Source organism: Acinetobacter baretiae (assembly GCF_015627105.1).
Lineage (GTDB): Bacteria > Pseudomonadota > Gammaproteobacteria > Pseudomonadales > Moraxellaceae > Acinetobacter > Acinetobacter baretiae.
The window spans coordinates 103,279-126,174 of record NZ_VTDM01000011.1 but is presented as its reverse complement, the minus strand read 5'-3'; the positions used below and the strand labels follow the sequence as shown (position 1 = coordinate 126,174).

Sequence of the window (22,896 nt, the reverse complement as noted above, 5' to 3'; positions counted from 1 at the left end):
ATAAACATGTCTTTTGACGTTGAAATTATAAAACCTTCCATTGGCGCTGTTATTCACGGCATCAATTTGAATGACTTAACCCCTGAAGTGTTAGCGAATATTCATCAGGCATTACTCGATCATCAGGTAATATTTTTTCGCGATCAACATTTACAGCCACGTCAACAGGCTGAACTTGCAAAAAGTTTTGGATCATTACATATTCATCCCATTTTTCCGCATGTAGAAGATACCCCTGAAATTATTATTTTAGATAGTTTAAAGCAAGACTTAAGAGACAATGAGCTTTGGCATACAGATGTAACTTTTAGTAAAACACCACCTTTAGGCTGTGTTTTACAGGCGAAAAAAACACCTAAACAAGGCGGGGATACACTATGGGCAACAGGGATAGGGGCTTTTCGTACACTACCTAAGCACATTCAGCAAAAAATAGCAGGGTTGACAGCAACTCACGATATTCGACAATCATTTCCAATAGAACGTTATTCAAAAACACCAGAAGAACGAGAAAAATTATTGCGTGTGTTTGAAAAAAATCCGCCTGTTGTTCATCCTGTAGTAAGAACACATCCTGTTACGCAAGAACCTATTTTATTTGTGAGTGAGGGTTTCACTACACGAATTAATGAGCTTGATCCATCTGAAAGTGAGGAGTTACTTCAGTTCTTATGTCAGCATGCAACACAGCCTGAACTTCATTTGCGTTGGCAGTGGGCTGAGGGTGATGTTGCGATTTGGGATAATCGCTGTACACAGCACAAAGCACTCTTTGATTATGGCTCGGCACATCGCATTATGCACAGAGCAACAATTCAAGGTCATGCCCCTTTTTATTCTGCATAGTGTAGGAAGAATTACTCAAATGAATATAGTGCGCTAACTGGTGTACTGTGTTTTGATGAGCTAGTAGAAATAAAAGCTTTATATGGTGTAATGTCGGAAAGATTTACATATTTAGATGTCTGAAGTGATGGCTTACATTGAAAAAAAATGAGGCCAACGGTATGTACTGTGGTGGCAGATAAGCGATTGATACACTTTTTTGAGCACAGCGGTGTTAGGATGGTTTTTATCAAGCTGTGGTGCTTACGAGTCTTATCATGATTAATAAAGATACAATATTGTGCATGTCTTTAGCTGTTAAACCGAGTAATTTTGGAACTCGTTTTCATAACTATCTGTATCGTGCTTATCAATTAAATTACATCTATAAAGCTTTTTCACCTGTTGATTTAGCACAAGCCATACAAGGTGTACGAGGACTGCCTGTGCGAGGCTGTGCGATTTCTATGCCGTACAAAGAACAAGTCATTGCATTGGTCGATGAACTTGACCCATCTGCCCAAGCCATTGCATCTGTAAATACCATTGTAAATACAGAGGGTGTACTCAAAGCCTTTAATACCGACTATATGGCAATCCAGCAATTGATTGATCAGTATCAAATTTCACCTAATACTCGATTTGCACTGAAAGGCAGTGGGGGGATGGCAAAAGCGATTGCCTATGCCTTTAAAAACAAAGGCTTTGAACATGGCATTATTGTGGCCAAAAATGAAAAAACGGGCACGGCATTGGCTAAAAAACTAGGTTATGTTTGGCAAGCGACTTTAGAGCCCAATCAAGCAGATTTAATGATTAATGCGACACCTATAGGTATGCAAGGCACAGCATGGCAAGATGAAATGGCATGGTCAATTGAAGTGATTCAATCAGCTCAGATGGTCTTCGATGTTGTGGCATTACCTGAAAATACACCCACAATTTGCTATGCCAAAAGCTTAAATAAAACAGTCATTACAGGGGCAGAAGTTTTTGCATTACAAGCCTTAGCACAATTTCATTTATACACAGGAATTTATCCTGAAAAAGAACAATTTGAAGCGGCTGCGCAATTTTCACGTACAGCAACAACACAATAAATCAGGTATATTCAAAGTATCCAAAAATAGAGTGAGCATTATGCGTGTTTTAGTGATTATGGATCCAATCCAGCAAGTCAACCTTAAAAAAGATTCAACGATGGCCATGTTATGGGCTGCAAGTCGCCGTGGGCATCAATTAGGTTATGCACAACAGCATGATCTATACATTGATCAAGGCAAAGCCTATGGTTTGATCGCTGAGTTACAAGTTTTTGAGCAACAAACACCACATTTCATTTTAGGGGATCAAAAAAAACAGTCACTTGCAGATTACGACATTATTTTAATGCGTAAAGATCCTCCATTTGACATGAATTTTGTCTATACCACGTATGTGTTAGAGCAAGCAGAAAGAGAAGGAGCGTGGGTTGTGAATAAACCGCAATCCTTACGTGACTGTAATGAAAAGCTATTTGCAACACAGTTTCCAGAACTGCAAGTCCCTACATTGGTCACGTCTCAACAGTCATTAATTAGAGAATTTATTCAAACGCATCAAGATGTGATTGTAAAACCACTTGATGGTATGGGGGGGTCAGGTATTTTTCGCTTAAGTGCACAGGGTCAAAATATCGGTTCAACCTTAGAAATGCTCACGGCGTTGGGTACTGTGCCGATTATGGCACAGCGTTATATTCCAGAGATTGTAGATGGTGATAAACGAATTTTAATGATTCATGGTGAACCTGTGCCGTACTGCCTTGCACGAATTCCACAAAATGGTGAAGTCAGAGGGAATTTGGCAGCAGGGGGTGTTGGAGAAGCTCGTCCGCTAACAGAAAAAGATCGTGAAATCGCAGCGAAAGTTGGACCATTTTTACGTCAAAAAGGACTCGTTTTTGTGGGGTTAGATGTGATTGGTGAATATGTGACAGAAATTAATGTGACGAGCCCAACCTGTATTCGAGAAATAGATCAGCAGTTTGATATATCCATTGCAGATCTACTATTTGATGTGCTTGAAGACAAGAAAAATAAATGATTTCAGATACAATACTTGGTCACTGTGCATAAGCAGTGGCCAAGTAAATGTGTGATAAAATTAAAAAAAATGGTTAAATTTCTCAATAATTTTATTTTTGCTGAAACAACAAGGCTTTATTTTCAGAATATTTGTTTAAAACACGTGAAAATCATTCACGCGATTGATACTTTATGATTAAAATACGACATTAAAATTACCAAATTACAGCCGAAGTATTAAACTCGTGACCGAATCAACCCTGTTTAAACCCAAACATATTCTCATGATGGCTGCTGGCACAGGCGGTCATGTTTTTCCAGCACTTGCCGTGGCAAAACAACTTCAAGCGCAAGGACATCGCGTTTCATGGTTAGCCACATTTCATGGCATGGAAAATCGATTACTTGAACATGAAAATATCACGTTATATCAAATTGATATTCAAGGTGTTCGAGGCAATGGCATCATGCGTACTTTGGCAGCACCATTTAAAATTGTGAAAGCAGTTATGCATGCCATGCGTATTATGAAACAACAAAAAATAGATGTTGTGGCAGGGTTTGGCGGGTATGTGGCAGGACCGGGTGGGCTGGCCGCTCGTGCCTTGGGTATTCCTGTGGTGATTCATGAGCAAAATGCGATTCCAGGATTTACGAATCTACAGTTGGCTCGGATTGCCCAAAAGGTGTGTCAAGCCTTTCCAAAAACGTTTCGTAGCCACCCTAAAGTGCTGACTACAGGTAACCCTGTACGTGCTGAAATTACCAATACGCTGAGCCCCGCTTGGCGTTATGAACAACGAGAAAAACAGCAACAACCATTACATATTTTGGTTGTAGGTGGCTCTTTAGGTGCACAAGTACTCAATGAAACCATGCCAATTGCATTGCAACAGCTTGGCGTAGCTTTAAAAATCACGCATCAGTGTGGTCAAAAACAGCTTGAGGCCACACAAGCAGGCTATGCAAATGCGCCCGCCAATATAGAAGCAGCAGTTGTCCCATTTATTGCAAATATGGCTCAAGCATATAGCGATGCCGATTTAATTATTTGCCGTGCAGGTGCACTGACCGTGACAGAGGTTGCAACAGCAGGTGTTGCTGCGGTATTTGTCCCTTTACCGAGTGCGGTCGATGATCATCAAACAGCCAATGCACAATATTTGTGTAAAGTGGGTGCAGCAAAATTGTGTCCGCAAGCCAGTATGACGGTTGAGTCTGTGACGGTATTGTTAAAAGCACTGATGAGTCGTGCAATTTTATCTGAAATGGCAGTCAATGCACGCCAAAAAGCACAGCCCAATGCAACGCAACAAGTTGCTGAAATTATTACAAATATTTAACATAAGGTCTGCCATGTCATCTCATAAACATTCTACTCACTTAGAAAAAAAATTAATTAAAGTTCCTGAAATGCGCCGTATTAAACATATCCATTTTGTGGGGATTGGTGGTGCAGGCATGTGTGGTATTGCTGAGGTATTAAAAAATCAGGGGTACTGTGTTTCTGGTTCAGACATTAAAGCATCAAAAACCACTGCACAGCTGAAGAGTGTGGGAATCACTGTATACATCGGACATCATGAAAGTAATATTCAACAAGCAGATGTATTGGTGGTGTCTACAGCAATTGATGCAAAAAATCCAGAGATTAAAGCAGCACTTGAACAACGCATCCCTTTGGTAAGACGTGCAGAAATGTTAGGTGAACTCATGCGTTATAGACATGGGATTGCCGTTGCAGGTACGCATGGAAAAACCACCACCACTAGCTTACTCACAACCATGTTAGCAGAAGAAAATTTTGATCCAACTTATGTGATTGGTGGGTTATTAAATAGCACAGGTGTGAATGCTGCTTTGGGTGAAAGTCGATTCATTGTGGTAGAGGCGGACGAATCAGATGCTTCATTTTTATATTTACAACCGATGGCTGCCATAATTACCAATGTTGATGCAGACCATATGGACACCTACGAAGGAAGCTTCGATAAACTCAAAGATACTTTCGTGGAATTTATTCGTCGTATGCCGTTTTATGGCCTAGCGGTGGTGTGTGGTGATGATCGTAATGTACGTGAAATTATCTCACGTTTTGGTCGACCAACCATTACCTATGGTTTTAATGAAGACAATGATATTCGTGCGATAGATGTTGAACAAGACGGCATGCAATCGCATTTTACAGTACTAAGAAAAGATCGCCAAGCATTACGCTTAACCATTAATCAACCTGGGTTACATAATGTTTTAAATGCGCTTGCAGCCATTGGTATTGCCACCGATGAAGGCGTTTCCGATGCAGCGATTGATCGAGCACTACATAGTTTTAGAGGGGTTGGTCGTCGTTTTCAAATCCAAGGTAAATATCCGATCAATCAAGGATTTGTTGAACTTATTGATGATTATGGCCATCATCCTAAAGAAGTTGATGCCACCATTAAAGCAGTACGACAAAGTCATCCCGAGCATCGATTGGTCATGATATTTCAGCCACATCGTTTTTCACGTACACGTGACTGTTTTGATGATTTTGTCGATGTGCTATCTCAAGTTGACCAACTTATTTTACTTGAGGTTTACCCTGCAGGTGAAAAACCAATAGTGGGTGCAGATAGTAGAGCACTGGCTCGAAGTATACGTTTAAGAGGTCAGGTTGAACCATTTTTAATCGATCCAATTGATGATAAACATCTTGAAACAGTATTGGGCAGTCTATTACAAGCCAATGATGTCGTTTTGACCCAAGGGGCAGGAAATGTTGGTACAATTTCAGCAGAACTTGCACAAAAACAATTGTTTTTAAATTAGCTCAAGCAATATGCATGGCTGAATGTTACATGATGGGAAGGGGAAAATTATGTCAAATGCAGAAAAGTTTGGAAAAGTTGCTGTCCTGCTCGGGGGGCGTTCAGCAGAGCGAGATGTATCACTTGACAGTGGTCAGGCAGTCCTTGAATCATTGCAACGCTCAGGCGTAAATGCAGACGCATTTGACCCTTTACATCGTAGTGTGACCGAACTTGTACATTATGATCGTGCTTTTATTGTGTTGCACGGTCGTGGTGGAGAAGATGGTCAAATACAAGGTGTACTTGAATGGCTTGATATCCCATATACAGGTACAGGGGTACAAGGTTCAGCCATTGGCATGGATAAAGTAAAAACCAAGCAAATTTGGCAAGGCAGTGGTTTGCCAACGGCACCTTATCGTATTGTAAATACGACTGTAGAAGCAGATGTACTCGTTGAAGAACTTGGATTACCATTGATTATTAAACCAGTACATGAAGGTTCAAGTATTGGTATGAGCAAAGTTGAGCATGTCTCACAATTGGCAGAAGCCATTGATAAAGCAATCAGTTTAGACAGTATTGTCATGGCAGAGCAGTGGATTACAGGGAAAGAGTATACTATTGTGGTACTCAATGGTGAGGCTCTACCTGTAATTCGTTTACAGCCACCTAAAGATGTTGCATTTTATGATTATGATGCTAAATATCAACGTAATGATGTAGAGTATGGCATACCTAGCGGTTTGTCAGTGAGTGAAGAAGAAGAACTTAAAGCATTGACCTTACACGCCTTTCATGCGGTGGGTGCTCAAGGCTGGGGTAGAGTCGATGCCATGCAAGACCAAAATGGCAAATTTTGGTTACTTGAAGTGAATACTGTACCTGGCATGACCAGTCACTCTTTAGTGCCCAAAGCAGCACAAGCTATAGGGTATAATTTCGATGCATTGTGTTTAGCAATTTTAGAACAAACGCTCATAGAGGCAGAAAAATAACAGATGGCGCAACTTCCCGCTTCAATGCGTCGCAAGCCAAAAGCGGCAGCAGTAACATCAATCCATGACAAACCCCCTTCACTAAAAGATCGTCTGATCCACATTGGTGGTTGGATTATTTTACTTTTTGCAGCATGTATTGCAGTTGTTGGAGCCTACGGAAGTTATAAAGTATTTACCGATGCACGTGTTGCAAATTTAGAGGTTGTTGGAACACGTTCATCTGTAGAAGAACACACTTTAATACAAAACATTCAGCCATTTGTAAATAAAAACTATTTTACAGTCGATTTGGAAACAATACGTGATCAGTCTTTGCAATTACCTTGGGTTGATCAGGTGGTTGTTTCTCGAGCATGGCCTGATGCAATTAAAGTACGTATTATTCCTCGGCATGCGGTGGCACGTTGGGGGACAGGACGGTTGCTCAGCGATGCGGGTGTTGTTTTTAAAGAGGCAACGCCACAAGATCATCAAAGTTTGCCCTTACTACATGGGCCTGTGAATCAGGCACCTTTTATGATGCGTCGTTATCATGAGATTAATCAATTGTTTCGTCCTTATCAATTACACTTAACTGAATTATATCTAACTGAACGTATGACATGGTTTATGCAATTTGACAGTGGTTTGCGACTCATTGTAGATCAAGACCAAACGATGAGTAAGTTACAACATTTAAGCCAATTGGCAGGACAAGATTTACAACCTGTATGGTCACAAATCTCAACAGTAGATTTAAGATATAGAAATGGATTATCTATACAATGGAAAGGCACACCCCCTGTATCGCATGGTCAGTTTGTTGTAACGAATCGTAGCTGAACTCTTGCAGATAACACACTTTCAGGGTGATAATGTGTAGCTATATACATAATTATTAAATAAATAATCTTAAACTATAAGTTAACGGTATTAGGTAATGAATGACGCTGTTCCTTCGGTGGTAGCAATAGATATTGGAACACACAAAGTCTCGGTACTTATTGCAAAAGTACACGCACCAGACCACATAGAAGTTGTGGGAATGGCCTCTGCCCGAAATCAAGGGATGAAAAAAGGAAAAATTACAAGTCTTGATAAAATGATTGCTTCGATTAAGCAAGCGGTGTCTGATGTTGAAGACATGACAGAATGTCGTATACATTCTGCTTGGGTATCAATTCCAAGTGCTGACTTAAAAAGTTTTTATGCACAAGGGCATGCAAACATTACAAATAGTGAGCGTATTGTGACCACCAGTGAGGTGGTTGCTGTATTGGAGTCTGCAAAAAAGAATAAAGTAGAGCAAGAGCCAGAGTTGTATTTAACCAGTGCTGTTCCTTTAGGTTTTCAATTAGATGACTCTGAACAGTGGGTTACGCATCCTGTTGGCTTGGGTGCCAGTAAAATTTCAGGTCATTATCAATTGATGATGTTACCAATTAATGAAATGCAAAACTTTGATCGTGCCATGAAAAGTGCAAATATTCGTGTTGAAAAAACGATTTTATGCGCTTTAGCAACAGCAGAAGCCAGTTTGTTACAAGATGAAAAAGATTACGGCGTTTGTTTGATAGATATTGGTGCAGGAACAACAAATGTTGCAGTATACTTAGAGGGTCATTTGGTGTTTGCTAAAACCTATGCAACAGGAGGAGATAGCGTAACACACGATATAGCCGCAGTTTTACAAACAACAACAGAAGAAGCTGAACGAGTGAAACTATTGTATGGCTGTGTTGATCTTGAAATGGTAAAACCAGACCATATGGTACAGGTCAAAGGTATTGAAGGGCCACAAACCATTAGCCGTATTGAATTGAGTGAAATTATCATTGCACGTTATGATGAAATTTTACAAACCGTGAGGCAAGATTTAACTGCAAATGGTGCGATCGGGGGGCTGTATCATGGTGTGGTACTCACCGGTGCAGCAAGCCAAATAGAAGGTATAGTGAGTTTTTCAAGACGATTATTTGGTGTATCAGTGCACATTGGTAATTTACCTACAAGTGTGACCGCAACCGATGATCTTTTGCCTGTACTGAAACGACCACAATACGCAACCGCCATTGGTTTGTTGTTGTATAGCCAAAAAGAACCTGCAGATGCCATAGATATTCAGCCTGATGTGGGAGCAAAAACATTGGTAAGCCGTTTAAAAAATGGTTGGGACCGCTTTCAGGCACAACTTAAAGCAATTTTTTAACTTTTTCCGTTAGGTAGTCATTGTACGGTTGTTGTAAGTCATTGGACTGATGCTTGACAAAACTTGGTTTGTCACTTCATTCTTTAAACAAACCGCAACCCATTTAAAAATTAAAGGCAGTAAATGTTGTTTGCACACTGCTAAACATTAGGAACACGTAAGGTCATGCCGTCATTTGAACTTTTAGAAGATGAACAAACCGAAGGTAACGGTCAAGCCCGTTTTACTGTATTTGGTGTAGGTGGTGCAGGTGGTAATGCTGTACAACACATGGTGCAATCCGACATTAAAGGTGTACGTTTTGTTTGTGCAAATACGGACAAGCAAGCATTAGATCGTATGAGTGCACCTCATAAAATTCAACTTGGGCAAGAAAGCACACGAGGTTTAGGTGCAGGTGCTAACCCTGAAGTTGGTCGACGCTCTGCAGAAGAAAGCCGCGAACAGATTCGTCAGCAATTACAAGATGCAGATATGGTCTTTGTTACCGCAGGTATGGGCGGTGGTACAGGCACAGGTGCTGCACCAATTGTGGCTGAAATTGCACAAGAAATGGAAATCTTGACTGTAGGTGTCGTCACAACGCCATTTAGTTTTGAAGGTCGTCGCCGTCAAAAGTCGGCTGAAAAAGGCATTGAAGAACTCGAAAAATATGTAGATTCGCTCATCATTATTCCAAATGAACGTTTACTTAATGTTTATGGTGATATTTCCATGCAAGAAGCCTATCGTCGTGCGGATGATGTGCTTTTAAGTGCAGTACGTAGTATTTTTGACTTAGTGGTGCGTCCAGGTCATATTAACCTCGACTTCGCTGACCTTAAAAATGCCATGAGTACACGTGGATATGCCATGATGGGTGAAGGAAAAGGTTCAGGTCAAAACCGTGCTGAAGAAGCGGCTCGCTTGGCTATTCGTAGTCCATTGCTTGACAATGTAAATATTATGAATGCCAAAGGTGTATTGATTAATATCACAGGTGGTAATGATATTACACTGAGCGAAACCAAAGCCATTACTGATGTGGTCAATCAGATTGTAGATTTAGACGAGGGCGATGTATTCTTTGGTACAGTATTTGAACCTGAAGCCAGAGATGAAATTCGTGTAACTGTAATTGCAACAGGTTTAACGCGAAATACAGGACAACAAACTCCAAAAGTGAACCAAACCCAGCAAGCACACATGGCACAAACACAGACAAATACCGTGCCAGATGAAGACGTTCCTGCGATTCAGAGACAACAACAAGGGGTTGAACCTGCAATAAATGGTGCAGACAACACACAAACAACAGGTCGACCAAATCGAATTAGCATACAAGAATACCTTAAAAAACAACAAGGTAAGTAGTATTGGTATATTCAATAGACATCATCTGAAAAAAGGTAGGTACTGAACCTACCTTTTTTATTTTTTATCAATGGCGAAATGTGCTAACGTATAGCGGTTTTATTGGTGTGGAATATGAGTATAGATGTTAAAGCAACGTACCCTCAAACGTGTTGTTAGAGCCAGTGGAATTGGCTTACATAGCGGACAAAAAGTCATGATCAATTTTGTGCCGCACACAGTTGATTCGGGCATTGTTTTTCGTCGTATTGATTTAGATCCTGTTGTAGATTTACCCGCAGATGCAATGCTTATACAAGAAGCATTTATGTGCTCAAATCTTATACAAGATGATGCTAAAGTAGGTACCATTGAGCATGTCATGAGTGCTATTGCTGCTTTGGGTATAGACAATCTCATTATTGAAGTGTCGGCATCAGAAGTACCGATTATGGACGGCAGTGCAGGACCATTTATTTACTTGTTAATGCAAGGTGGATTAATGGAACAAGATGCGCCAAAGAAATTTATTCGTATACTCAAGCCTGTAGAGGCAATGATTGACGATAAAACGGCAAAATTTACTCCACATTCGGGCTTCCAACTGAATTTTACCATTGACTTTAATCACCCTGCATTTGCAAAAGAATACCAATCTGCAACCATTGATTTTTCTACAGAAACCTTTGTGTATGAAGTGAGCGATGCTCGAACGTTTGGTTTTATGAAAGATCTCGATTTTTTAAAAGCGAATAATTTAGCACTGGGTGCAAGTTTGGAAAATGCCATTGGGGTTGATGAAAATGGTGTGGTCAATGAAGAAGGTTTGCGTTATAACGATGAGTTTGTGCGTCATAAAATTTTAGATGCTGTTGGTGACTTATATTTGTTAGGTTATCAAATTATTGCTAAGTTTGATGCTTACAAATCAGGGCATGCGCTGAACAACCAATTATTACGCAATGTTAAATCTGATCCATCTTGCTATGAAATTGTAACATTTGATGACGTAAATCAATGTCCGATTCCTTATGTGTCGGTCAGTTAAATGGCTAAAATTTAACGATTATTAAAAAATACATTAAAATATATATACAGCTTATTATGATTCATAATGAGCTTTTTTGTTTCTATGACTTGCAAAGTTGTATATAGCTTGGCTAAGCTTAGGGTCATTCACCATCTTGGCTGCATTTTTTAACATATTTTGTGTTTCTGTAGACAATGGTTGGGGCACGACTTCATGGGTTTTTTTTACATTTTTTGTTCGTATTCGAACATGAATCTCCTGTAAATCTTTGAATGCTTCAATACGTGAAAGTTGTTGCACATAATGTTTTTGTAAATAACCAACTTTGCTGACCATGGCCTGATTTTCACCTGAGAGTGTGAGAATACCGTGGCGATAACAAGCGATTTGCCAATGCTCAGGTTGAGGCAAAATCGGTTGGAGCAGCTGGGTTAGTTTTTGCCAAGATAAAACATGTTGTGTAAGAGATTTGGCGGCGCTACTTTTCTGGTCTTTTTGCAGATTTTTGAAAAACAGGTGTGGTTGAGCCATATATTTTCTCTTGTTTGTATTAAACGAAGCTTAAATGCTGATGCACTGAGTTTAAGATACTGCCCGACTTAAGAGTCACGATTTTAGAGGTTTACTATGCGACGTATTTTGTTTGCGCTGTCAGTCATTGTTTCGTCACCTGCTGTGTTTGCAGATTTGATGGATAATACTCAGTTATCTGTGACGAAGACAGATCGTTTAGAGCGTACCCTTGCAGAAGGTTCTTATGCTCAAGATACAGGTCTAGATCCAAAGCAGATGAGTACTCATATTACGTTGCGTAATAGTAATAAATCAAGCGCTGTAAAAACATCTTCAAAAGATATTATGAGTTGGTTAACGAAAAGCCCATTGCCAGCAAGTGCAAAAGTGAGCTCGAATTTTGGCCAACGTGTGATGTTTGGTAAAAAAGAAGGTCACTCAGGTCTAGATTTAGCGGCACCAACAGGCACGCCTATTTATGCCTCTGGTACAGGGGTTGTGACACGTTCAGGCTGGGTGTCAGGCTACGGACAGTTTGTAGAAATTAACCACGGTAATGGGTATTTAACACGCTATGGCCATGCATCGAGACTAATGGTGAGTGTGGGTGATCGTGTAAAAGCAGGTTCAGAAATTGCTAAAGTGGGTTGTACAGGACGTTGTACAGGGTCACATTTACATTTTGAAATCGTGGCTGACGGTATACGCAAGAATCCGGGAACTTATTTAGCAATGTTGCCATAAAATCTGTATAAAATTTCAGTTATAATGAGTATGGTGTAAATTGACATAAACTGTACGAAAGACTGTCTATCGAAAAATCGCCATATTGGCGATTTTTTTTGTGTAAAAAAAGCGACTTGTTTGCTGAGTATTTATTTACTAAATGTTATTTTGCTATTGTATTTAAATCTAGCCATTACATGCCGCTATAAAAACATGGTAAAAATAGATGTGGCTATCGATTAACGATGAAGGAAAGGTGAAATATGGCGTACTATGGTGATTCCGACGCACAAGAAACCCAAGAATGGCAAGATGCCTTTGACTCAGTTTTAAAACACATGGGTACAGATCGTGCCGCATTTTTATTAGAAAAGTTATACCAACAAGCAATTGCAAAACATGTTCCTATTCAGCGCCTAAACACGCCATATCTGAACACCATTCCGGTAGAAGAACAACCTGCAATGCCAGGTGACCGAGATATGGAACGCCGTATTCGTGCACTTATTCGATGGAATGCCTTAGCGATGGTACTTCGTGCCAACAAAACAGGTGATGACCTCGGGGGGCATTTAGCCAGCTTTGCATCATCTGCAACGTTGTACGATGTCGGTTTTAACCACTTCTTCCGTGCTAATAGTGATCATTTTGGTGGAGATATGATCTACTACCAAGGACACTGTGCACCGGGTATTTATGCGCGTTCATTTTTAGAAGGCCGTTTGACTGAAGAGCAATTGAGTAACTTCCGTCGTGAGGTCAATGGCAATGGTTTGCCAAGCTATCCACACCCATACCTCATGCCTGACTATTGGCAGTTCCCAACGGTATCGATGGGGCTTGGGCCAATCATGTCCATTTATCAGGCACATATTCAAAAATACTTAATGAATCGTGGTCTAATTAAAGAAGAAGACCGCAAAGTATGGGCGTATCTTGGCGATGGTGAAATGGATGAGCCAGAAAGCTTAGGTGCGATTTCCTTGGCAGGTCGTGAAAAACTAGACAACCTCATTTGGGTGGTGAACTGTAATTTACAGCGTTTAGATGGCCCTGTACGTGGTAACGGTAAAATTATCCAAGAACTTGAGTCGATCTTTCGCGGTGCAGGTTGGCGTGTCATTAAAGTCATTTGGGGACGTCAGTGGGATGCTCTACTCGATAAAGATAAATCGGGTGCACTCAAAGCATGTATGGATGAAACGGTTGATGGTGATTATCAACGTTATCAAGTCAAAGGTGGCGCGTATACTCGTGAACATTTCTTTGGCAAATATCCAGAAGCGGCTGAGTTGGTCAAAAATTTAAGTGATGAAGATATTGATGCATTAAACCGTGGTGGACACGACCCATACAAAGTACATGCAGCGTATACAGCAGCAACTCAAAGTAATGGTCAACCTACGGTGATTTTAGCAAAAACAGTGAAAGGGTATGGCTTATCTGATGAAATTGAAGCGGTAAATAAAACGCATCAAATCAAAAAAATGCAGTTAGAGTCATTAAAGTATTTCCGTAATCGTTTCAATTTACCGTTCAATGATGAACAGCTTGAAGAGTTACCATTTTATCGACCAAGTGAAAACTCACCTGAGATGAAATACCTAAAAGCTCATCGTGAATCTTTAGGAGGGTATTTACCTGCACGCCGTAAAGAAAGCGTGGCACTGCCTATTCCTGAACTTTCAGTCTTTGATGCTGTACTCAAAGGCAGTGGCGGTAAAGAGCAATCTACGACCATGGTGTCTGTTCGTTTAATTTCAGCACTTTTAAAAGAAAAAGCACTGAAAAATCATGTTGTACCGATTGTTCCAGATGAAGCACGTACTTTTGGTTTAGAAGGAATGTTCCGTCAACTGGGTATTTATGCAGCACACGGACAAAATTATATTCCAGAAGACCAAGAACAGCTCATGAACTATCGTGAAGCAAAAGATGGTCATATGTTGCAAGAAGGGATTAACGAAGCAGGTGCCATGAGTGCATGGGCTGCGTTGGCAACCAGTTATTCAACCAATAACTTGCCAATGATTCCAATGTATATGTATTACTCTATGTTTGGTTTCCAACGTATTGGTGATATTGCATGGGCAGCAGGCGATGCACAAGCACAAGGCTTCTTATTTGGTGCAACAGCGGGTCGTACAACGCTCAATGGTGAGGGTCTACAGCACCAAGATGGTCACTCACATCTTTTAGCCAGTACGATTCCAAACTGTGTAGCGTATGATCCTTGTTTTGGTTATGAGCTTGCAGTCATTATGCATGATGGTCTAAAACGCATGTATCAAGAACAAGAACGTGTGTTTTATTACTTAACCTTGATGAATGAAAACTACGAACACCCAGCGATGCCACAAGGTGCAGAAGAAGGGATTAAGCGTGGGATGTATTTGTTGCAAGAAGATGAAAAAGCCACAGTCCAATTGTTAGGTTCTGGGGTAATTTTACGTGAAGTGATGAAAGCGGCAACTATTTTACGTGAAGAATATCAAATTCATGCCAATGTTTGGAGTGTAACAAGCTTTAACGAGCTTGCTCGTGACGGTATGGTGTGTGACGAATACAATCGTTTACATCCAACGACTGACGAAACAAAAGAGTCTTGGGTATCACAACAATTGCGTGGTACACACGGAATCGTATTATCTGCAACGGATCATATGCGCGCTTATAGCGAACAAATCCGTGCTTATTTACCAGATAATCGCCCGTATGTCACATTGGGTACAGATGGCTTTGGTCGTTCAGATACTCGCGCAAACTTACGTAGTTACTTTGGTGTAGATGCAGCTCATATTGTGGTGGCAACGCTTAAGAAATTGGCAGACGAAGGTGAAGTGGAAAATCGTTTAGTGAAAGATGCTATTTCTTCTTTTGAACTCGAAACAGATCGTCCTGTTGCGTGGGCTCCACAAGCGCATCCTGAAGTACAAGCTGTTGCTGCATATCAAGAGCAATCAGGTGAGGAGAACTAAACCATGGAAATCAAAACACCTGATATTGGTGTAGATCATGCCACAGTTGCAGAAATTTTAGTCAAAGTTGGCGACACCGTGGCTGAAAATGATAGTCTTGTTGTGGTTGAATCTGACAAAGCGTCTGTTGAAGTGCCAAGCACTTCAGCAGGGGTAGTGACAAAGATTTTGGTTAAAGAGGGTGATGAGATTGCTCAGGGTACGCCACTCGTTGAGTTAGATCATGAGAGTGATCAGGCCACATCTGAAGCAAAACCATCTGCAAAAGAAAACAGCCAACCTGCCCAACCAAGTAAGACAAAAACGGTATTGCAAGAAAAAGCTGAGTCTCAATCTAAGCCAACATCTCAAGCTCAAGTGGTTGAAGTGAAAGTTCCCGACATTGGTGTGGAAAAAGCATCTGTGGGTGAAATATTGGTAAAAGTGGGCGACAATATTGAAAAAGATGACAGCATTGTTGTTGTTGAGTCTGATAAAGCCACTGTTGAAGTACCAAGTACGGAAGCAGGAACTGTTGAAAGTATTGCTGTAAAAGAAGGTGATACCATTCAAGAAGGCGTACTTTTAATTACGTTGAAAACACAAGGCCATCAATCGGCCGAAGTGCCCCCTGTACAGGTGAATAAAACGTCTGCGCCACAACAAAACTCTAGTTCAAAACAGCAAGAACCTGCTCAACCTGCACAAAACAAGCAACCTGCAGGTGAAATAGATATTGTTGTGCCTGATTTAGGGGTAGATAAAGCTGCGGTATCTGAAATTTTAGTCAAAGTTGGTGACAGCATTGAAAAAGATGACAGTATTTTAGTGGTTGAATCTGATAAAGCGACTGTTGAAGTACCAAGTTCTGCATCAGGTGTGATTAAGTCGATTCATGTTGAAGTCGGTCAAGATGTTCATCAAGGCATTAAAATTGCCACGGTAGAGGCAGAAGGCGAAACGTCAAGTACAGAAGACAAAGCCCCTGAACCTGAACAAGCGTCAACACCAACTGCTCAAAAAGAACCAGAACCATCTTTGGAAAAAACAGCAGTAGCTTCTGATTCATCGGGTACAGAAAAGCTGACCAAAGCACAACAAGCAGAAAATGCGAAAGTATATGCAGGGCCTGCTGTTCGTAAATTAGCTCGTGAGCTTGGTGTAATCTTGGCAGAAGTGAAAGCATCGGGGCCACATGCCCGCATTATGAAAGATGATGTTTTTGCATATGTGAAAGGTCGTTTGACTGAAGCACCAAAAGTGATTGAGAAAGCAACGCCTGCTGCTTCATCAGGCTTACCAAAATTACCTGATTTTACAGCGCATGGAGGGGTTGAAGAAAAACCACTCACACGCTTACAACAAGTGTCTATACCGCAACTGTGTTTAAATAACTTTATTCCACAGGTGACTCAGTTTGATCAAGCTGATATTACGGCACTTGAAGCATGGCGTGGCGAGCTCAAAGGTGGCTTTAAGCAACAAGGAATTAGCTTGACGATTTTGGCATTTATTGCCAAAGCCCTTGCACACCTGTTGAAAGAAGAGCCATATTTTGCAGCGCACTTGGCCGATGATCAAAAATCTGTATTGCTTCGTAAAGAAATACATATGGGTATTGCAGTGGCAACTCCAGATGGTTTAACCGTCCCTGTGCTACGTAATCCAGATCAAAAATCAATTAAAGACATTGCAATTGAACTGGGTGAGCTCAGTAAAAAGGCACGTGAGAAAAAATTATCTCCAAAAGATTTGCAAGGTGCGAATTTTACAATTACCAGTTTAGGTAGCATTGGTGGAACAGCGTTTACACCGCTTGTGAATTGGCCACAAGTGGCAATTTTAGGGATTTCACCTGCAACGATGCAACCTGTATGGAATGGTAAAGACTTTGAGCCTCGTTTAATGTTGCCATTGTCATTGTCTTATGACCATCGTGTGATTAATGGTGCAGATGCAGCACGCTTTAGTAACAAATTAACGAAACTGCTTGCAGATATTCGTTCTTTATTACTCTAAATCATTATTTATCTGTTGAAAGGCTCTGTTGATCAGAGCCTTTTTTATTGAGTCATTCAGCGAATTTGATGTTTGATATTATTGATAATTCGCCAAATATTAAAAAATTTTAAAGAAAAAATACTATTGTTAGATGTGATATTTTGATGCTTTTTTTACTGCTGTTGTGAAGTGTGTTAAGGATTTTAAAAGAGGGTCATGCTTTAAATGTCACCTCAATATACTCAAAAACCAATTAATTTGCTTCACTAATAAGTGCTCGAAGCTGTGTTATGTCAGTAATAATCATTTGATTATACTGTGTTGTAATGATTGACTGCTCAATAAACCAACGCAATTCTTTACGCAGACTTTGTCTAGATATTTTAAGAAGTTCAGCAAAATTTTCTTGCGAGAGCTTGATGAGTAGTTTGATTTCTCCATGTTGTTCTAACGTGAAGTATTCAACCAAATACAGTAATTGACGGGCAATTTGTTGTCGTAAAGATTGCGCATTTTGATGATAAATATCGTTATCGAGTAGACGCGTTCGTTGGCAAACAAGCTGTAACATGTGATACATCACTTGGGAATTACTTTGAATGAGTGTTTGAAAAATATGTCCGGGAATGATGGCTAAACTAGTAGCTTCATGAGCAATGTACTGATGTTCAAAAGGTGCATGAGTAATTAAATAAGAAATATTGAGCAACGCACCACTGGGAATAAAACGATGAATAATATAACGTCCATCGTATGCATTCCATCCTAATTTTAAAGTGCCATTTAAAATCACTATCATTTCATCACATCGGCTGTGACGTTCATATATGGTTTGATCTTGATGAAAATGCTTAATTTTAATATTTTTAAATAGAAAATCAATTTCACTCGCTGTGCAATATTGCATAAAACTACACTTCAAAAGTGTCGTTTCGGCTAATTTTTTATAGTTTTGAAACGGTATCATATGAGTTAAGTGATTACTTGATATTTCTTCGAATAAGCCATGATCGTTGAAATAATATGGTGAGGCAGACCGTGCTTCTACACATTCAAGCATAAAAAATTCCAATATTTTATTTTATAAAATCATACGTTAATTCATATTTTATTTTTATAAAACATAACATTCAGATGAATTTTATCTATGCAAATTAAAAAAAAGATAAAGTCATACTTTTTGTGTTTTATAAATAAAAAATACATGTATAACAATATCTTAAGTTTTAAGATGAAAAGGTGTTGAGTGCCAATGTGGTATGAAAAAAATGATATATATTTATATCTTTTGTTCAATTGTAGCCATGAGTTTGGCATGGTTCAAAGCGATCTTATGATTTAACACGTGTTCTTTTAAGAAAAAAAGATCATCAAATTTTTTATCGAATCTTTTAGCCACTTACATTACACCCAATAGACGCATTGATACTCGAAAAATAGCAGATATTCGTGAATTTGATGCGACTTCATGTGGGGGTTAAATTTATATATTAATTTAAATGGTGGGTTAATTTTTGAAATATATGCTCTTTGAGTTGATTGAGCTCAGGGTGAATGCGATTACGTGGCCTTGGTAAATCAATGGATACAATTTGCTCTATACAACCCGGGTGAGGTTTTAAAATAACCACACGATCAGCTAAGCTCACGGCTTCTTCAACATCATGTGTGATAAAAATGGTGGTGATTTTTTCTTGAGTATGAATTCTTAATAACTCTTGTTGCATTTGATGCCGAGTCAGTGCATCAAGTGCGCCAAAAGGTTCATCTAGTAAAAATATTTTGGGCTGTGTAATTAAACTGCGTGCAATAGATACACGTTGTGCCATTCCACCTGAGAGTTGATGAGGGTAGGCTTTTTCAAAGCCTTGTAAACCAATGGAGATAATACTTTGTTGAATTCTTTGTTTTTTTTCTACTTTAGAGATGTTTTTATTGAGAATACCTAGTTCAATATTTTGCTCTACATTCAGCCAAGGAAACAATCGATGCTCTTGAAATACCACGGCACAATCATTTCTCACCTGATGAATATTTTTTGATTCAATTTGAATTTGACCTTCAAACTCTTGATCTAATCCCGCAAGCAAGCGTAATAATGTAGATTTTCCACAACCACTACTTCCAACAATCGCAATAAATTCACCTTCAAATATTTTTAAATTAAAATCTTCAATAATTTTGATGGGTTGTTGATGAACAAGGTAGCTTTTATGTACGTGTTGAAATTCAACAAAAGGAGTGTTGATATCTGTGTTGCAACAATGCTTTGAGTCATTAAAATGTATCGTTGTATTCATAGAGTTCACCATTAATTATTACGCCAAGATGTACATTTTTTTTCTAAATATAAACCGATATAATTTAAAAAAATTCCAATCATTGCAATGAGAAAAGTGCCAGCAAAAACACGATCCATCTCAAAACTTTGTTGCGCTGCCATCATATAGCTTCCGATTCCAATACCTGAGCCCATGAGGTATTCAGCACCAAATGAAGCCATCCAGCTATACAGTAACGCCAAATGAAGTCCTGCAAAAATAGCAGGTGCAATACTAGGAAGAATAAATTTAAATAACAGTTGAGCGTGATTCAGTTTGAGTACAGCACTCATTTCAATTAAATGTTTTGGACGCCAAGTCATTGCTTGCCAAGTGGCAATAAATAATGGAAAAAAAGATGCCAATGCAATAAAAATAATTTTAGATAAATCAGTTAAACCAAACCATGCTGTAATGAGGGGAATCCATGCAAAAATTGCAATTAAACGAAAGGTATTTAACGTAGGGGCAAATAAGCGTTCTAATAATTTAAACTGACCCAATACTATACCCAAAACAATGCCCAAACTTCCGCCTAAAAGTAAGCCAAGCATGGCTCGATACATGCTTTGTTGTAGCGCATCTGTGAGTGAGTGATCGGTAAATCCTCCAAATAATGCCTGTATGACACTCCAAGGTGTTGGTAAAATATCCGTTGTGATGAGATGGAAGTTGCTGATAAATACCCAAATCACGAGCAAGCACAGAGGGATAATACTGGCTCGTAAATAATCAGAAAATACTTTTTGGGATGAATGGCTATGTGCAGCCACTGTGCTATGCGGCCAAAAGATAAAACGTGTTTCAAGATATGCTAAAAGTTGGTCGAGTATAATTCCGACACAGGCAATCACCACAATACTAACAAAAACAATATCCATCTGAAAAAGCTGTCTACCTGTCACCATTAAATAGCCAATGCCTTCAGAAGATGCTAAAAGCTCAACTACGATTAAGGTCGTCCATGCTGCTGCCACTGCAAGGCGTAATCCTGTAAAAAAATGGGGTAAAATGGAGGGTAGAATCAATTTTAATAAAATTTGTGATGGGCTTAAATGCAGTGTTTGAGCAACTTCTTTGAGTTTAATTTGAATGTCACGTACACCCACTTGTGTATGGATACATATAGGAATAAGTGTTGCTTTAAAGATAATAAAAATTTTTAGTGTATTTTCAATACCTAACCATACAATGAGTAGTGGAATCCATGCCAATGTTGGAATGATCGCCAACGCATAAAAGGTGGTAGACAGATATTTTTCTACAGATGTACTGTATCCCATGCATATTCCAAGCAATAGCCCACCAATAATGCCTAAAGCTAACCCTTCTGCAAGACGTATTAAACTAATGCTTAATTGTTGCCATAAGTCTTGATGCGCAAGCGTGATCAAACTGTGCCATGTTTGTTGTGGTGTTGCTAAAATTTGTTCAGGAAGCCAATGATATTTTGATGTAATAAACCATAACACCAATAATAAACATGGAACAATCATCGCAAGTGCAAAATGATAACTGGCAAATATAAAAGGAGGTGTAGAGTTGTTTTTTTGCTTTTGTAGGTGAGTGATTACATTTTTTTTAAGTAATAACGATCTCATGACAGGACATCCAATAAAATAATATCAATATATTTATGACGATGCTGGCTAAATATAAGGTGTCATATTAATCCTCCTCTTCAAATAAGAATGTTTATATTTATACAAATTTTATCTACATTTAAGAAGTACAAATATTTTTTATGTATATTCAATATTTTTTTATAAGATATTGATCATAATGATTTTTTATTTATAAGGTATTGTTATAAAGTATGCTTAAAATAAGAAAATATCTGTAAATTAATAGACATATTTATCATAAATAACCCACTTATAATTGGCGAAATTAAAGTGATGGACAGTGAAATGTACGTAGCCAAGATCCCATATTATCCAACAAAAATAACGAGTATGCCTTTGACTCAAGGCAATAATGCTTCAAAGATCAAACACAGCTTCATTGCACCACGTAACGAATATCCTGACGTTCAGTCATTAATATTAGCATAGGGGTGGTATGAAACATGAAAAACTTTATTTTAAAACCAATCATGGCATTATTTGTTTGGTTATTGGCTCAAGTTGTTTTTGCACAAAACTTAAGTGTGATTCGAATTGCATCGCCTGATTTAAGTACCACAAACTCACATGCGGCAGGTGGCGTTGTTGATGTGTTGTATACCAAAAAATGGCTTGAACAAGAATTTGCCAAACAAAATATACAAGTACAGTGGTATTTTTTTAAAGGTGCAGGCCCTGCAATTAATGAAGCATTGGCCAATAAACAAGTTGATTTTGCTTTTTTAGGTGATTTACCCCCAATTATTGGTAAAGCAGGTGGTCTAGATACGGAGTTGTTGGCGGCAACAACACGTGGTTTAACCAACTATTTGGCAGTTCGCGCGGATGCCGATATTCATACGCTACAGCAGTTAAAAGGAAAGCGTGTGGGTATTTTACGTGGGACTGCCGATGAAATTTCCTTAGTGGCAGCTTTAAAAAGTCAGGGTTTAACCACCAAAGATGTTCATTTAATTAATTTAGATTTTAATGCGGTGAATGCAGCGCTCGTGGCGAAAAAAATTGATGCATCTTGGGGGCCTTCACGTTTTTTTTCTCTGCGTGATAAAGGTATTGTAAAACTACCGATAAGCACAAAACAACTCAATGGAGCAGGCGCATCACAGGGCGTATTTTTAGGGCGAAAAGAATTTATTCAACAATACCCTCAAGAAACACAACAGATTGTAAATCAGGTGGTTAATGGCTTGAATTGGTTGTCACAAGATGACCATTTAATCCCGCAAGTGGCGTTGTTTTTCACTCAATCTGGTTATCCTGCGTCAGTCTATGCGCAAGAATTGCATGGTGTAAATTTAAAATTTTTATATTCACCATTATTTGATCCTTATTTTAATGACCAACTGCAACAAAAGGTGAATTTAGCTCAATCTCAGGGTTTAATTCGTCACAGTATTGATGTGAAAACATGGGTGAATCAGCAGTTTGTAAATACTGCAATCATAAATCTGAAATTACAACATTTTTGGTCTGCAACAGATCGTTATCAATATTTAAAATAATCAAAGAGATTGAACAT

General features: G+C 39.1%; 18 protein-coding genes. 14 read left to right on the top strand and 4 right to left on the bottom strand.

Annotation, left to right across the window (positions count from 1 at the left end; translation table 11 throughout):
* Nucleotides 1-6 precede the first annotated feature (6 nt).
* The 10 genes from tauD to lpxC all read left to right on the top strand — a co-directional run bounded on the left by tauD (nucleotide 7) and on the right by lpxC (nucleotide 11,252).
* On the top strand, nucleotides 7-846 hold the full coding sequence (gene tauD / locus I2F17_RS06375; protein ID WP_196421775.1) for a taurine dioxygenase: 840 nt from the start codon (nucleotides 7-9) through the stop codon (nucleotides 844-846).
* Between the two features lie 257 nt (nucleotides 847-1,103).
* The gene (locus tag I2F17_RS06370; protein WP_196421774.1) at nucleotides 1,104-1,925 is read left to right on the top strand and encodes a shikimate 5-dehydrogenase; all 822 of its coding nucleotides are present in this window, start codon (nucleotides 1,104-1,106) and stop codon (nucleotides 1,923-1,925) included.
* Nucleotides 1,926-1,965: 40 nt separating this feature from the next.
* Nucleotides 1,966-2,910, top strand: coding sequence for a glutathione synthase (gshB, locus tag I2F17_RS06365; RefSeq protein ID WP_196421773.1), 945 nt, complete (start codon nucleotides 1,966-1,968; stop codon nucleotides 2,908-2,910).
* Nucleotides 2,911-3,136: 226 nt separating this feature from the next.
* The gene (gene murG / locus I2F17_RS06360) at nucleotides 3,137-4,234 is read left to right on the top strand and encodes an undecaprenyldiphospho-muramoylpentapeptide beta-N-acetylglucosaminyltransferase (protein ID WP_211139379.1); all 1,098 of its coding nucleotides are present in this window, start codon (nucleotides 3,137-3,139) and stop codon (nucleotides 4,232-4,234) included.
* Nucleotides 4,235-4,247: 13 nt separating this feature from the next.
* Nucleotides 4,248-5,702, top strand: a complete 1,455-nt coding sequence (murC, locus tag I2F17_RS06355; protein WP_211139378.1) for a UDP-N-acetylmuramate--L-alanine ligase — start codon at nucleotides 4,248-4,250, stop codon at nucleotides 5,700-5,702.
* Between the two features lie 49 nt (nucleotides 5,703-5,751).
* Nucleotides 5,752-6,681, top strand: a complete 930-nt coding sequence (locus I2F17_RS06350) for a D-alanine--D-alanine ligase (protein ID WP_211139377.1) — start codon at nucleotides 5,752-5,754, stop codon at nucleotides 6,679-6,681.
* A gap of 3 nt (nucleotides 6,682-6,684) precedes the next feature.
* Nucleotides 6,685-7,506: a cell division protein FtsQ/DivIB gene (locus I2F17_RS06345; RefSeq protein ID WP_196421769.1), complete on the top strand. Its 822-nt coding sequence runs from the start codon at nucleotides 6,685-6,687 to the stop codon at nucleotides 7,504-7,506.
* Between the two features lie 97 nt (nucleotides 7,507-7,603).
* Nucleotides 7,604-8,872 carry a cell division protein FtsA gene (ftsA, locus tag I2F17_RS06340; protein WP_196421768.1) on the top strand — a complete coding sequence of 423 codons (1,269 nt, stop codon included), beginning with the start codon at nucleotides 7,604-7,606 and terminating at the stop codon, nucleotides 8,870-8,872.
* 165 nt (nucleotides 8,873-9,037) lie between these two features.
* Nucleotides 9,038-10,225: a cell division protein FtsZ gene (gene ftsZ / locus I2F17_RS06335; RefSeq protein WP_196421767.1), complete on the top strand. Its 1,188-nt coding sequence runs from the start codon at nucleotides 9,038-9,040 to the stop codon at nucleotides 10,223-10,225.
* Nucleotides 10,226-10,349: 124 nt separating this feature from the next.
* Entirely contained in the window at nucleotides 10,350-11,252 is a 903-nt protein-coding gene (lpxC, locus tag I2F17_RS06330; protein WP_211139376.1) for a UDP-3-O-acyl-N-acetylglucosamine deacetylase, read from the top strand.
* A 54-nt stretch (nucleotides 11,253-11,306) separates the two neighbouring features.
* Here lpxC and I2F17_RS06325 read toward each other — a convergent pair whose 3' ends face one another.
* Nucleotides 11,307-11,765 carry a DUF721 domain-containing protein gene (locus tag I2F17_RS06325; protein ID WP_196421765.1) on the bottom strand — a complete coding sequence of 153 codons (459 nt, stop codon included), beginning with the start codon at nucleotides 11,763-11,765 and terminating at the stop codon, nucleotides 11,307-11,309.
* Nucleotides 11,766-11,861: 96 nt separating this feature from the next.
* Here I2F17_RS06325 and I2F17_RS06320 point away from each other — a divergent pair, with 96 nt between their 5' ends.
* From I2F17_RS06320 to I2F17_RS06310, 3 genes are all read left to right on the top strand, one after another.
* Complete coding sequence (locus tag I2F17_RS06320) at nucleotides 11,862-12,491, top strand: M23 family metallopeptidase (protein ID WP_211139375.1); 630 nt, start codon at nucleotides 11,862-11,864, stop codon at nucleotides 12,489-12,491.
* Nucleotides 12,492-12,736: 245 nt separating this feature from the next.
* Nucleotides 12,737-15,451: a pyruvate dehydrogenase (acetyl-transferring), homodimeric type gene (gene aceE / locus I2F17_RS06315; protein WP_196421763.1), complete on the top strand. Its 2,715-nt coding sequence runs from the start codon at nucleotides 12,737-12,739 to the stop codon at nucleotides 15,449-15,451.
* Nucleotides 15,452-15,454: 3 nt separating this feature from the next.
* Nucleotides 15,455-17,449 carry a 2-oxo acid dehydrogenase subunit E2 gene (locus I2F17_RS06310; protein WP_211139374.1) on the top strand — a complete coding sequence of 665 codons (1,995 nt, stop codon included), beginning with the start codon at nucleotides 15,455-15,457 and terminating at the stop codon, nucleotides 17,447-17,449.
* Nucleotides 17,450-17,684: 235 nt separating this feature from the next.
* Here the strand turns inward: I2F17_RS06310 and I2F17_RS06305 are convergent, their stop codons facing one another.
* The 3 genes from I2F17_RS06305 to I2F17_RS06295 form a co-directional block, all read right to left on the bottom strand.
* Nucleotides 17,685-18,338, bottom strand: a complete 654-nt coding sequence (locus I2F17_RS06305) for a Crp/Fnr family transcriptional regulator (RefSeq protein ID WP_211139373.1) — start codon at nucleotides 18,336-18,338, stop codon at nucleotides 17,685-17,687.
* A gap of 583 nt (nucleotides 18,339-18,921) precedes the next feature.
* Entirely contained in the window at nucleotides 18,922-19,731 is an 810-nt protein-coding gene (locus I2F17_RS06300) for an ABC transporter ATP-binding protein (RefSeq protein WP_211139372.1), read from the bottom strand.
* An 11-nt stretch (nucleotides 19,732-19,742) separates the two neighbouring features.
* On the bottom strand, nucleotides 19,743-21,353 hold the full coding sequence (locus I2F17_RS06295) for an ABC transporter permease (RefSeq protein WP_211139371.1): 1,611 nt from the start codon (nucleotides 21,351-21,353) through the stop codon (nucleotides 19,743-19,745).
* Between the two features lie 467 nt (nucleotides 21,354-21,820).
* Here I2F17_RS06295 and I2F17_RS06290 point away from each other — a divergent pair, with 467 nt between their 5' ends.
* Nucleotides 21,821-22,879, top strand: coding sequence for an ABC transporter substrate-binding protein (locus I2F17_RS06290; protein WP_211139370.1), 1,059 nt, complete (start codon nucleotides 21,821-21,823; stop codon nucleotides 22,877-22,879).
* Nucleotides 22,880-22,896: the final 17 nt, after the last annotated feature.